This is a genomic window from Marinobacter sp. AC-23, assembly GCF_001858325.1.
GTDB lineage: Bacteria > Pseudomonadota > Gammaproteobacteria > Pseudomonadales > Oleiphilaceae > Marinobacter.
Genome location: NZ_MBPP01000026.1, coordinates 50,983 through 63,801, shown reverse-complemented (window position 1 = coordinate 63,801; position 12,819 = coordinate 50,983). Strand labels below are relative to the sequence as shown.

Below are 12,819 nucleotides of genomic sequence, written 5' to 3'. Positions count from 1 at the left end.
AAGGAGGCGAATTATACATCGTATCGCCACCTTGTCAACCGTTTTTTTCGAGTTGTTTCAGAAGCTTCGCTTCTAAAACCACCGAGACTTGCCGGCTGATACTTGCTTGTTTCGAGGGGCGTATTCTACATCGAATCCGTACCCTGTCAACCGTTATTTTGAAGAAAGTCTAAATCGTTTTCCTCAACACTTTCAAACAGTTAACTCTCTCAAAACACCCCGCTGTTCCGGCGTGTCCCTCAAGAGAGATGCGCATTCTACAGAGCTGGGCGCAGGTGTCAACGGCCAACCCCTGCTAATTCCAAACTCTTTCGGTTTCCACCTATCAACATGCTCACACAAGATGGAAACCGATCAAAACTACACTACTGCACAAAGCTCCAGACATTACTCTGGAGCTTTAGCTGGCCGACGCAGCTTGCCACGGAACAAAGCACGGACAGGCCCCGACAACGCATAGATCAAAAAGCCTGTAAAAAGCACAGTGGCCGGATCCAGCGCGATCACTACAAAGATAAGAACCACGAGCAAAATGGCAGCAAACGGTACGCGACCACGAAGATCAAGGTCCTTAAAGCTACGATAGAGAACATTACTGACCATCAGCACGCCTGTACCACCAACAACCACGACCGTGAGAAAGGTTAGCCAAGCAGACGGCTCAAACGCATTAAAGCACCAAACCAGACCTGCAACGCAGGCAGCCGCCGCAGGACTAGGCAAGCCTACAAAGAACTTCTTGTCCACAGAACCAATCTGCGTATTGAATCGCGCGAGACGAAGAGCCGCACCGGCAACGTATATGAACGTAATCGCCCAGCCGATCTTATCCATCCCATTCAAGGACCAGAAGAACGCGACAAAGCCGGGAGCAACACCAAACGCAACCATATCCGCAAGACTGTCGTACTCCTCGCCAAATTTGCTCTGAGTGTTAGTCATACGGGCCACGCGCCCATCAAGCCCATCTAGAATCATGGACACAAAAATTGCAATGGCAGCATTATCGAAAACGCCACCCGCCGCCGACACGATGGCGTAAAAGCCGGAGAACAGTGAGGCCGTCGTCAGCGCGTTGGGCAGAAGGTATATCCCTTTCCTGCGCACGGGCGCTCCCTCAACCAGCTCCTCCTCTACGACTTCACCTGGCTCAATATCGCATTCAGCCGTGGTCTTTGAGGAAAGCTCTGGCTCGCCTTCCCTGGATCCTATCTCGGTATTCATTCTTTCTTCAGTCATTCCCACTACTCCGGAAAGCATTTGGGCAAAGTATATACGAAAAACGCGGCCACCCGGGCCGCGTTCTATTAAACCAAGCTGAACTTCGCTTAGTTTTTATCCTTATCAACAATCTTGTTAGCAGAGATCCATGGCATCATTCCGCGCAGCTTCTCGCCTGTCACTTCAATCGGATGGGCCGCGTTCTGACGACGGCGTGCAGTCATGGACGGGTAGTTCAGAGCACCTTCAGCGATGAACATCTTCGCGTACTCGCCACTTTGAATGCGCTTGAGCGCATTGCGCATAGCTTCACGGGACTGGTCGTTAATAATTTCAGGACCAGTTACGTACTCACCATACTCAGCGTTATTAGAGATCGAGTAGTTCATGTTGGCGATACCGCCTTCGTACATCAGATCTACAATAAGCTTCAGCTCGTGCAGACACTCAAAGTAAGCCATTTCCGGGGCATAGCCTGCTTCGGTCAAGGTCTCAAACGCCGCCTTTACCAACTCAACCGTACCACCACACAGAACAGCCTGTTCGCCGAACAAATCTGTTTCGGTCTCGTCCTTGAAGGTTGTCTCGATAATACCGGTACGCCCACCACCAATGCCGCTGGCATAAGAAAGCGCTAAGTTTTTGGCATTACCTGAGGCGTCCTGGAACATCGCAATCAGGTCAGGAATACCGCCGCCATTGGCAAATTCTGTTCTAACGGTGTGTCCTGGCGCCTTTGGGGCAACCATGATTACGTCAAGATCTTTACGCGGAACAACCTGGTTGTAATGAATCGCGAAACCGTGAGCAAACGCCAAGGTAGCGCCCTGCTTAAGGTTAGGCTCGATTTCAGCCGCATAAAGCTCGGACTGAAATTCATCCGGGGTCAGGATCATGACCACATCAGCAGCAGCAACGGCAGACGGCACGTCGCTTGTCTTCAAGCCATAGGCTTCTGCCTTGGCAATGGAAGAGGAGCCGGGGCGCAGGCCCACGGTCACATCAACACCGGACTCTTTCAGGTTGCACGCATGGGCGTGACCCTGTGAGCCAAAACCGATGATGGCAACTTTTTTGCTCTGAATGATGGAAAGATCGCAATCCTTATCGTAATAAACCTGCATGAGTAACCTCTGTTATTTGTGATGGCCCCGAAAAGGCCAGAACGTTCGTAATATATGAAACAATTTAAAGGCTTAAAACCTTTTCGCCTCTAGCTATCCCGGAAACACCCGAGCGCACCACTTCAAGTACACCTGAGGTGCCGATAGCCTGAATAAAACCGTCGAGCTTGTCACTATCGCCAGCCAACTGAACGGTGTAAATCGAGCTGGTAACATCAACAATCTGGCCCCGAAAAATATCCACAGTGCGCTTGATCTCAGCACGCTGGGAACCGGTTGCCTTCAGCTTAACCAGCATCAACTCTCGCTCGATATGAGGCCCTTCAGTCAGATCCACCAACTTGACCACCTCAACAAGCTTATTGAGCTGCTTGGTAATCTGCTCAATAACCCGATCCGAGCCAGATGTTGTAACCGTAAGGCGAGACAAGGTCTCATCTTCGGTAGGCGCAACAGTCAGGGTTTCAATGTTGTAGTTCCGCTGCGAAAACAGCCCCACTACCCGAGACAAAGCCCCTGGCTCGTTTTCAAGCAATACAGAAATGATTCGACGCATGATCACACCCTCTCCGTCTTGCTGAGCCACATATCTTTCATGCAGCCACGGGCAACTTGCATCGGATAGACATGCTCAAAACGATCAACCTGTATGTCCACGAAAACCAGCCTGTCTTTCATGGCCAACGCTTCTTTGAGCTTCGATTCCAGATCTTCTTTTTTATCGATAAGGATACCCACGTGCCCATAGGCCTCCGCCAACTTGACGAAGTCGGGCAAGGATTCCATATATGAATGGGAGTGGCGGGACTCATAGTTCATGTCCTGCCACTGCCTTACCATCCCTAAAGATCCGTTGTTCAGGTTGATGATTTTTACCGGCAGCTTGTACTGACTACAGGTAGACAGCTCCTGGATATTCATCTGGATACTGCCTTCACCGGTGATGCAAAGCACTTCATCGTCTGGATGGGTCAGCTTGACCCCCATAGCTGCGGGAAAACCGAAACCCATGGTGCCAAGACCGCCCGAATTGATCCACCGGTTAGGCTTGTCAAACTTGTAGTATTGGGCCGCGAACATTTGATGCTGCCCCACATCAGAGGTAACAAACGCATCTCCGTTCGTGAGGCGGTGCAACATTTCGACCACTTCCTGCGGCTTGATTACATCCGGGCTGGTTTCGTAACGCATACCATGGAATGCACGCCACTCGTCGATCTGTTTCCACCAAGAACCAAGCGCCTCTGCGTCTGGCTTCTCCTTGCTCTCTTTCACCAGCGCAAGCATTTCTTTAAGAACCGCATCGACCGGTCCGACGATGGGCACGTCAGCGTCGATCGTCTTGGAAATAGACGCCGGATCAATATCAATATGAATGATGCGAGCACCCGGGCAGAACTTTTCAGTTGCGTTGGTTACCCGGTCATCAAACCGTGCACCGACCGCCAGAATAAGATCCGAATGATGCATCGCCATATTGGCTTCGTAGGTGCCATGCATGCCAAGCCAGCCAAGATGCTGTTTGTCGCTGGCCGGATAACAACCAATCCCCATCAGGGTATTGGTAATCGGATACCCTAATTTGCGCACCAGCTCTGTCAGCTGCCCGGAGCTTTGCCCAGAATGACACCGCCACCGGCATATATGATGGGACGGCGAGCCGCCAGCATCATATCGACTGCTTTCTTAATCTGGCCAGCGTGGCCGCGGATTGCGGGGTTGTAGGAACGCAGCTTTACCTTTTTCGGATAAGCGTACTCAAAGCGCTCATTTGGCGCTGTCATGTCCTTGGGAATATCCACAACCACGGGTCCAGGGCGGCCAGTCGAGGCGATGTAATACGCTTTACGTATAGCTCCCGGGATCTCTGATGGATGACGCACACTAAGGTTGTGCTTAACCACAGGACGGGAAACGCCAATCATGTCCGTTTCCTGGAAGGCATCTTCGCCAATCAGGGTAGACGCTACCTGTCCGCACAGAACCACCATGGGGATGGAGTCCATAAAAGCGGTGGCGATACCAGTAATAGTGTTGGTGGCTCCAGGGCCTGAGGTTACAAGCACTGTTCCTGGCAGGCCAGTAGCACGCGCATAGCCGTCAGCCATGTGGACTGCCGCTTGCTCGTGCCTTACCAGAATATGCTTGACCTTGTCCTGCCTGAACAGCGCATCATAGATATGAAGGGCTGCACCACCCGGATAGCCGTATATGTACTCGATCCCTTCATCCTGTAGCGAACGGATTAGCATATCGGCGCCAGACAATAACTCCACGATTTTCTACCCTCTTCTTACGAGTGAATGAGCCGGGCACACGCCCAACTGCCTGGATTCACGGTTTCCCTGCTTCTTGTGAAAGCGGAACCGGCTGCTGCTCCACACTTTGTTAAGAGGTTGTCTCCTGGCCAGCCGCCCTCCTGAGGGTTGCGGAGAACGGCCAATCAACGGGTTGCAAATAAGCAACAACCATCCCGCGACAGATACGCGGTACGCTCAGTGTGGTAAATAACGGGGGATACTCGCACGGGATTGCCTGCCGTATTAACCCCAGTCTTCAGGCGAACAGTAATTCTGACAGCGCGAAACTCCCTGTCAATAGCCACCGCCGCTTTCTATGTCCATACCAGAGCAGGTCTGGCATCATTATTTGCAACCGGGGTGCAAAGTTTTGAACCAGGCAGAAGAAAATACTTCACACAGATGGCATGATAGACGCACGTAAAATAGAACACACCACGAGTAGAGCCATGAACAAAACAACCCTGATGCTGACACTTTTGATGGCCGTAGCACCCGGCATGGCAATAAGTGCCTCTGTATACAAATGGACGGATGCAAATGGCATAACCCACTTTGGCGACCGCCAACCCGTGGGTGCAAACTCTGAGACCGTTAACGTTCGCTCGGGCACATCTACCGGCAACGACCGACCGACCGCTCAGCAACGCCTAGGCGAGCTTCAAAAGCAACAGCAAGAAGACGCTGAAAAGAAACAGGAAACAGCGGTGCAGACAGCCCGCAGAAAGCAGCGCGAAGCCAACTGTGAGACAGCCCGCTCAAACCTGACAGTCATAGAAAGCAATGCACGTATCCGGACCGAAGAAAACGGCGAAATGCGCTACCTAACCCCGGACGAAATCGCGGAACAACGCAATAAACTGGAAGACGTTGCTGCTGAAAACTGCGGGGCTGAAGACTCAAAATAACCTCAAAAACGATTAAAAAAAGGGGGCAGAACCTAAGCCCTGCCCCCTTCGTCAACTTTCTTCGCTTAAGCTGCTTTAAACACCAGTTTGCCTCCATCCACCGTTGCTTGAATTGTGTCATCGGCAACAAAATCACCCTGTAACAATCTCTGCGCCAGCGGGTTTTCGATCATCCTCTGAATGGCCCTCTTCAGCGGTCGCGCTCCATATACCGGGTCGTATCCAACTTCCGCCAGCAAATCCATCGCAGCTTCGTCCAGCTTCAGCTTCATGCCCTGCTCCTGCAGACGCTTGTTGAGGATTTCTATCTGGATGGTCGCGATACCGTGAATCTGGCTTCCCGCCAGTGGGTGAAAAACAACCACTTCATCCACACGGTTAATAAATTCAGGGCGGAAGTGTGTTCCCACCTCCACCATAACCGCGCTCTTCATGGCCTCATAATTTTCTTCACCGGCCGTCTGCTGAATAATGTCCGAGCCGAGGTTAGACGTCATCACAATAACTGTATTGCGGAAATCTACCGTGCGCCCCTGTCCATCGGTGAGACGACCATCATCAAGTACCTGCAACAGTATGTTAAATACATCCGGGTGCGCCTTTTCAACTTCATCCAGCAGCAACACGGAATATGGGCGACGACGAACCGCCTCGGTAAGGTACCCGCCCTCTTCATAGCCCACATACCCCGGAGGCGCACCAATCAAACGGGCAACGGAGTGTTTCTCCATAAACTCCGACATGTCGATGCGAATCATCGCTTCTTCAGTATCAAATAGGAACGCGGCCAACGCCTTGCACAACTCCGTTTTACCCACGCCCGTTGGCCCAAGAAACAAGAACGAACCGTTAGGCCGATGCGGGTCTGCCAAACCCGCCCGGGACCGGCGAACGGCGTTGGATACTGCCTCTACAGCTTCGTTCTGGCCAATAACGCGGGTGTGCAACTCGCCTTCCATGCGCATCAGTTTGTCGCGCTCGCCTTCCAGCATTTTCGACACTGGAATGCCAGTCCATTTGGAGACGACTTCAGCGATTTCATCGTCGGTAACGCGATTACGCAGAAGCTTCATCTCCATCATTTCAGCCTGGCTGGCCATATCCAACTGGCGCTCCAGTTCAGGAATGCGGCCATACTGCAGCTCTGACATTTTCCCCAGATCACCTGAACGGCGAGCGTTTTCCAGATCAATACGAGCTTGCTCCAGCTGACTCTTTATTTTCTGAGAGCCGTGCAACGCCGCCTTCTCGGTATTCCAGACTTCTTCAAGATCCGCGTATTCACGCTCAACGCCCTGAATCACCTCGGTCAACTCTTCCAAGCGCTTCTTCGACGCAGCATCCGTTTCCTTTTTCAGCGCCTCACGTTCAATTTTGAGTTGGATCAGGCGACGCTCCAAACGATCCAGAGGCTCTGGCTTGGAGTCCATTTCCATGCGGATCTGGCTTGCAGCCTCATCCACCAGATCAATGGCCTTATCAGGCAACTGGCGATCAGCAATATAACGATGAGAGAGCTTAGCCGCGGCGATGATCGCGCCATCCGTCACCTCTACGCCATGGTGAACCTCATAGCGCTCCTTTAAACCACGCAGAATTGCGATGGTATCTTCTACACTTGGTTCAGTTACCAACACCTTCTGGAAACGACGCTCCAAAGCCGCATCTTTCTCAATATTTCCGCGGTACTCATCCAGCGTGGTAGCGCCCACACAGTGCAACTCGCCACGAGCCAGAGCTGGCTTGAGCATATTGCCAGCGTCCATAGAACCTTCAGCCTTGCCCGCACCTACCATCGTGTGGATTTCATCGATAAACAGAATGATTTGGCCTTCTTGCTTCGACAATTCACTCAGTACCGCTTTCAGGCGCTCTTCAAATTCACCACGAAACTTGGCGCCGGCAATCAGAGACCCCATATCCAGAGACAGAACCCGCTTATTTTTCAAGCCCTCTGGCACTTCGCCGTTCACAATCCGCTGGGCCAAGCCCTCTACTATGGCGGTCTTACCCACACCTGGCTCCCCAATCAGTACCGGGTTGTTCTTACGACGACGCTGTAAGACCTGAATGGTGCGACGAATCTCATCATCGCGGCCAATCACCGGGTCGAGCTTGCCTGCCTCCGCCAGCTCGGTCAGGTCAATTGTGTACTTCGAAAGAGCCTGCCGGTTTTCCTCTGCGCCTGCATCATTCACGGTTTCGCCTCCACGCACTGAATCTATCGCGCTTTCGAGCGCTGCTTTATCCACGCCCTGCTCACGCAAAACACGGCCGAGAGTACCCCGGTCTTCCAAGGCAGCCAGCAGCATCAACTCACTGGAAACAAATTGGTCTTTGCGCTTCTGTGCCAATTTGTCGGCGATATTGAACAGGCGCCCCATATCGTTAGACATAGACACATCGCCCGCGCTGCCACTTACTTCTGGCAGGTTTTCGATTTCCTGGGCTATGGCTTGACGCACGCGCCCTAGCTCAGCGCCAGCTTGTTTGAGAAGGGGCTTAATGGAACTGCCCTGCTGGTCAAGCATGGCCTGCATAAGATGCAGAGGTTCAATAAAGTTATGATCTTTGCCAACAGCAAGCGACTGGGCGTCGGCCAGTGCGGCTTGCAAAAGGCTGGTGAGTTTATCGATTCTCATGGATTCGTTTCCCCAATACGTTCGGCAAATGCGATCAGTTATTGCGCATTCGGTTTGCTTTGACAACTAATGTAGGGGCTATTGGGGGAACTTCAAGGTCAACACGAAGCAAAACCGTCAGAAAATTGACAAGACTCAACTTTTCCAGATAACAGTTGCCATGCGACCCGTTTGGCCATCGCGGCGATAGGAATAGAAGCGCTGACTGTCGGTAACCGTGCAAAAGCCACCACCGTATATATTCCTGACTCCCAGTCTTTCTAAGCGCTGCCGGGCAAGCAAGTATATATCGGCCATATAGTGCCCCTCACGGGCGCCCTCTGAGCTGAAAGCGGCTCTGGCCAGGGGGTGCTGTACTATAAAAGCGGCCTTCACTTCAGGCCCAACTTCAAACTTCTGCGGGCCGATTGCCGGCCCCAACCACGCCATCAAAGTATTGCCAGGCAACCCCATACCAGCCACCAAATGCTCCAGCACGCCGCCACAAAGACTGCGCCAACCGGCATGAGCGGCGGCTACGGCGGTACCTTTTTGATCACAAAGAATAACCGGTAAGCAATCTGCAGTCAGGATGGCACAAGCCTTACCTGCAACCCGGGTAAAGCTTGCATCCGCTTCCGGAACCAAGCTGGCATCTCCCACAGGCAAGCTAACAATCTCAGTGCCGTGAACCTGATCCAACCAGCCGAACGCGTCGAATGGAAGGCCACAGGCATCTGCCAGCCTTGTGCGATTTTCCCGCACATGCACAGGATCGTCACCAACGTGCACCCCCAGGTTCAAGCCAGCCCAAGGAGGCTGACTGACTCCGCCCAAACGGGTTGTGCACACTGCATGGATATTCGAAGGGGCAGGCCAATCCGGGTGGATAAGCGGCAGCCCAGGCGCGGTTTCAGAACTCATTGCTCTCCAGTTCCTGAGCGTGCTTGCGCAATGCTGCGAGCAAGCCCACGAAGTCTTCTGGCAAGGGCACCTCCCAGCTCAAGATCTCGCCGGTTTCCGGGTGCTCAAGTGTGAGTTTGCGCGCATGCAACGCTTGTCGGTTAAAGGCAGCCAGCACTTCACGTAGCGCTTCTGTTGTACCTTTAGGTAAGCGCAGCCTGCCTCCGTAAAGAGGATCACCAACCAGAGGGTGCTTCACGTAAGCCAGGTGCACACGAATCTGGTGGGTACGCCCGCTTTCCAGCTTGCACCGTACATGGGTGTGAGCTGCAAAACGCTCAATCAAACGGTAATGGGTTATCGCAGGCTTACCACTTTTGACCACACCCATTTTTTTACGCTCATGGGGGTGGCGACCGATAGGCGCATCTACGGTAGCGCCCCCCGTAAGGGTGCCCACTACCACCGCCTCGTACTCCCGGCCCATGCTGCGAGTTTGCAGTTGGTCAACCAACGACGTGTGTGCAATCAGGCTGCGGGCAACCACCATAACACCAGAGGTGTCTTTATCCAGACGATGAACAATGCCGGCTCGAGGCAGATTTTCCACCTCCGGAGCATAGTTCAGCAGTGCATTCACCAATGTACCATCCGCATGGCCTGCTGCAGGATGAACCACCAGGCCTGCAGGCTTATTGATCACTAGCAAGTGCTCATCTTCGTAGACAACATCGAGGCTAATCGCCTCTGCCTGCCAAGTCACCTGAGCCTCAGGCTCGGCGTCTAGTTCTATCCGATCACTGAGCATCACCTTGTCTTTTTGCCTGCGGGTCTCTCCATTTACGGTTAACGCGCCGCTGCGAATCCAGGATTGCAGGCGCGAGCGCGAATGCTCGGGCATAAGTTCAGCCACTGCCTGATCCAGGCGCCGGTCACTCAGCGCAGGCGGCACATCAAAGCTGGCAATTATTCGGTTTTCAGATGACATTAAGCCCCCAGGGCCTGTGTGTGTTACGTTTTGGTCAGTATATTTGAAGCAAACGGGGTGTACTCTCTCACATGATTCCACATGAGGCTGCACATAAGGCGAGTTCCCCGCTACAATGACGCACTCGAATTTATCGACATTATACGGGATTCCGGCATGAGATCAGGTGTTCGTTTACTGCTACTTTCTGCACTGGTTGTCTTGATCAGTGCCTGCGCTTCCAATAAGCCAGAGGAAGTGCTTCCGGAAAAAGCCTATTACGACAATGCGCGACAGGCAATGAACTCCGGCAATTTCAACGAAGCCGAGGAAAATCTGGATTCGCTGGAAACCTATTACCCGTTCGGTCGTTACGCCGAACAAGCGCAGCTTGACCTTATCTACGCCCGCTACCAGAACCTCGATCTTGAGGGTTCCAGAGGTGCAGCAGACCGATTCCTGCGTCTGAATCCCCAAAGCGACCACGCTGATTATGCACTATACATGCGGGGGCTCGCCTCTTATAACCTCGATATCGGCCTGGCTGCGCGTTATTTCCCCATTGATGTGGCCGCCCGGGATGCCGGCGAGCAGCAACAGGCGTTTCGTGATTTCAGCGAACTGTTGAACCGTTTTCCAGAGAGCGAATACGCTGCCGATGCCCGCCAGCGCATGATTGCCGTGCGTAACCGCATGGCAGAACTGGAACTACACGCAGCACGCTATTACATCAAGCGCGAAGCCTATGTGGCAGCCAACAACCGAGCGCGCTACATCGCAGAAAATTACCCTACTTCACCGGCCGTTGAAGAGGCACTGATTATTCTCGCGGAAACATTCGATTTTCTGAAGTTCAATAAAGGCTCGCAGGATGCAGTGGCGCTGCTTCGCCAAAATTTCCCGAAGAGCGAAGCGTTCAATAGCGACGGCGAGTTTGAAGCAAACCTGCTGAAGCGTGAAAACCGCTCACTCTCCAGCGTGGTTACCTTTGGACTCATGAGCGACGAGTAACCAAAACTCTGTTATTTGCCGCTTTTCCAGCCACTGGTAATGGGATAGCGGCGATCTTTACCAAAACCGCGCTCAGTAATGCGGACCCCTATAGGTGCTTGTCGGCGTTTGTATTCGTTGAGATCCACCAAGCGAATAACCCGATTAACTTCCGCCTGATCAAAACCCTCTGCAACAATCGCATCCGCGCTAAAATCCCGCTCTACGTATAATCTCAAAATCTCATCCAGTACGTCATAACCCGGAAGGCTATCCTGATCTTTCTGGTCTGGGGCCAGCTCCGCCGACGGCGGCCGCGTGATCACTCGTTCTGGAATCACCGGGGATACAGCATTACGGTACCAGGCCAGGCGGTACACCAGCGTTTTCGAAACATCCTTTAGCACGTCAAAACCGCCAGCCATATCGCCATACAAGGTGGAATATCCCACAGCCACTTCACTTTTATTGCCGGTTGTAAGCACTAACGAACCAAACTTGTTGGAAAGCGACATAAGCAAAACACCGCGAATACGTGCCTGCAGGTTCTGCTCTGTGGTATCCAGGGTGGTTCCGTCAAACGGTGCAGCGAGAGTTGCCATGAATGATTCGTACATCGGCTCTATAGAGTACACATCGTACTGAACCTTCATGGTTGCCGCCTGAGCTTCTGCATCTTCAAGACTGATGCCCAGGGTATACCTGAACGGCATCATTACCGCTCGAACCCGGTCCGGCCCCAGAGCATCTACTGCCACCGCAAGGGATACGGCGGAATCAATCCCCCCCGAAAGCCCAAGCACCACAGATTTGAACCCGTTTTTGTATGCATAGTCGCGAACACCGGAAACAAGCGCACTGTAAACACTCGCTTCCTGCGACAGTTCCGCAGGTAACGGTTGGGAGGCTGGCTGACAATGATCGCCGCATAAAAACTCTACCGGGAACAGCCCTTCCGTATATTGCGGCGCCTCTGCAGCGATAGAACCCGAGTAGTCGTAAACCATTGAACCGCCATCGAAGACCAACTCATCCTGAGCACCCACCAGGTTGGCGTAAACAATACTCACCTGGTTCTCTCGAGATTTACGTTCAAGCAACGCCTTCCTCTGTGCCTGTTTATCGATACTGTACGGAGACGCGTTCAGGTTGATGATCAACCGTGCACCTGCCGCCACAGAATCCTCAACAGGCCCCTTAGCCCAGATATCTTCACAAACCGTGAGGCCCACCGGCACGCCACAAATATCAACTACGACCGCATTCGCACCACTGGAAAAATAGCGTTTTTCATCGAACACTTGGTAGTTGGGTGGAAACCGCTTGAAATAGCGGCCAGTAACTTCACCACCCTCAATCACCACCGCAGCGTTGTATAGCAAGCCACCGCTTCGAACCGGCGCGCCGATAACAATCGCAGCTTCAAGCTGGGCAGATTGCAAGCGCTCCAACGCCTCGTTTACTCTGAGTTCCATACTGGGGCGCAGCAACAAGTCTTCCGGCGGGTACCCGGTAAGACAAAGCTCAGGAAACACAACAATATCTGCCCTGTGCTCGGAGTAGGCGCGCTTGGCTGCATCAACAATCCGATCCGTATTGCCGGGAATATCCCCCACCAAAAAATCCAATTGCGCCATCACTACACGTAGCTTGCTGGGTGATATATTGGAAAGCAGAGTGCTCCCGGGAACGGACATACTTAGGCTCCTGTAACTCATTGCCATGAAAAGGCTATTATAACCCCGCACCGACATTGATTTCTTCCGCTCAACAACGGATTTCTGA

9 protein-coding genes and 1 pseudogene are annotated in these 12,819 nt (G+C 52.8%); 2 read left to right on the top strand and 8 right to left on the bottom strand.

All coding sequences use genetic code 11. The annotated features are described in order from the left end of the window. Window positions 1–387: 387 nt before the first annotated feature. From pssA to BCA33_RS10115, 4 genes and pseudogenes are all read right to left on the bottom strand, one after another. Window positions 388–1,239, bottom strand: a complete 852-nt coding sequence (gene pssA / locus BCA33_RS10130) for a CDP-diacylglycerol--serine O-phosphatidyltransferase (RefSeq protein WP_071265508.1) — start codon at window positions 1,237–1,239, stop codon at window positions 388–390. An 89-nt stretch (window positions 1,240–1,328) separates the two neighbouring features. After that, complete coding sequence (gene ilvC / locus BCA33_RS10125) at window positions 1,329–2,345, bottom strand: ketol-acid reductoisomerase (RefSeq protein WP_071265506.1); 1,017 nt, start codon at window positions 2,343–2,345, stop codon at window positions 1,329–1,331. A gap of 64 nt (window positions 2,346–2,409) precedes the next feature. Further along, window positions 2,410–2,901, bottom strand: coding sequence for an acetolactate synthase small subunit (gene ilvN, locus BCA33_RS10120; RefSeq protein ID WP_071265504.1), 492 nt, complete (start codon window positions 2,899–2,901; stop codon window positions 2,410–2,412). A 2-nt stretch (window positions 2,902–2,903) separates the two neighbouring features. Next, window positions 2,904–4,621: pseudogene (locus BCA33_RS10115) on the bottom strand (acetolactate synthase 3 large subunit). Between the two features lie 473 nt (window positions 4,622–5,094). On the opposite strand from BCA33_RS10115, the gene BCA33_RS10110 reads away from it, so the two are divergent. Continuing rightward, complete coding sequence (locus BCA33_RS10110; RefSeq protein ID WP_071265502.1) at window positions 5,095–5,553, top strand: DUF4124 domain-containing protein; 459 nt, start codon at window positions 5,095–5,097, stop codon at window positions 5,551–5,553. Window positions 5,554–5,618: 65 nt separating this feature from the next. Here BCA33_RS10110 and clpB read toward each other — a convergent pair whose 3' ends face one another. From clpB to rluD, 3 genes are all read right to left on the bottom strand, one after another. Next, on the bottom strand, window positions 5,619–8,195 hold the full coding sequence (gene clpB / locus BCA33_RS10105; protein ID WP_071265500.1) for an ATP-dependent chaperone ClpB: 2,577 nt from the start codon (window positions 8,193–8,195) through the stop codon (window positions 5,619–5,621). A 135-nt stretch (window positions 8,196–8,330) separates the two neighbouring features. After that, complete coding sequence (gene pgeF, locus BCA33_RS10100) at window positions 8,331–9,098, bottom strand: peptidoglycan editing factor PgeF (RefSeq protein WP_071265498.1); 768 nt, start codon at window positions 9,096–9,098, stop codon at window positions 8,331–8,333. After that, window positions 9,088–10,065, bottom strand: coding sequence for a 23S rRNA pseudouridine(1911/1915/1917) synthase RluD (rluD, locus tag BCA33_RS10095; RefSeq protein WP_071265496.1), 978 nt, complete (start codon window positions 10,063–10,065; stop codon window positions 9,088–9,090). The genes pgeF and rluD overlap by 11 nt, the downstream gene beginning before the upstream one ends. Window positions 10,066–10,221: 156 nt before the next feature. Between rluD and BCA33_RS10090 the strand changes: the two genes are divergently transcribed. Next, window positions 10,222–11,055, top strand: a complete 834-nt coding sequence (locus BCA33_RS10090) for an outer membrane protein assembly factor BamD (RefSeq protein WP_071265494.1) — start codon at window positions 10,222–10,224, stop codon at window positions 11,053–11,055. An 11-nt stretch (window positions 11,056–11,066) separates the two neighbouring features. Here BCA33_RS10090 and BCA33_RS10085 read toward each other — a convergent pair whose 3' ends face one another. Continuing rightward, the gene (locus BCA33_RS10085; RefSeq protein ID WP_071265492.1) at window positions 11,067–12,731 is read right to left on the bottom strand and encodes an NAD+ synthase; all 1,665 of its coding nucleotides are present in this window, start codon (window positions 12,729–12,731) and stop codon (window positions 11,067–11,069) included. Between the last annotated feature and the right edge of the window lie 88 nt (window positions 12,732–12,819).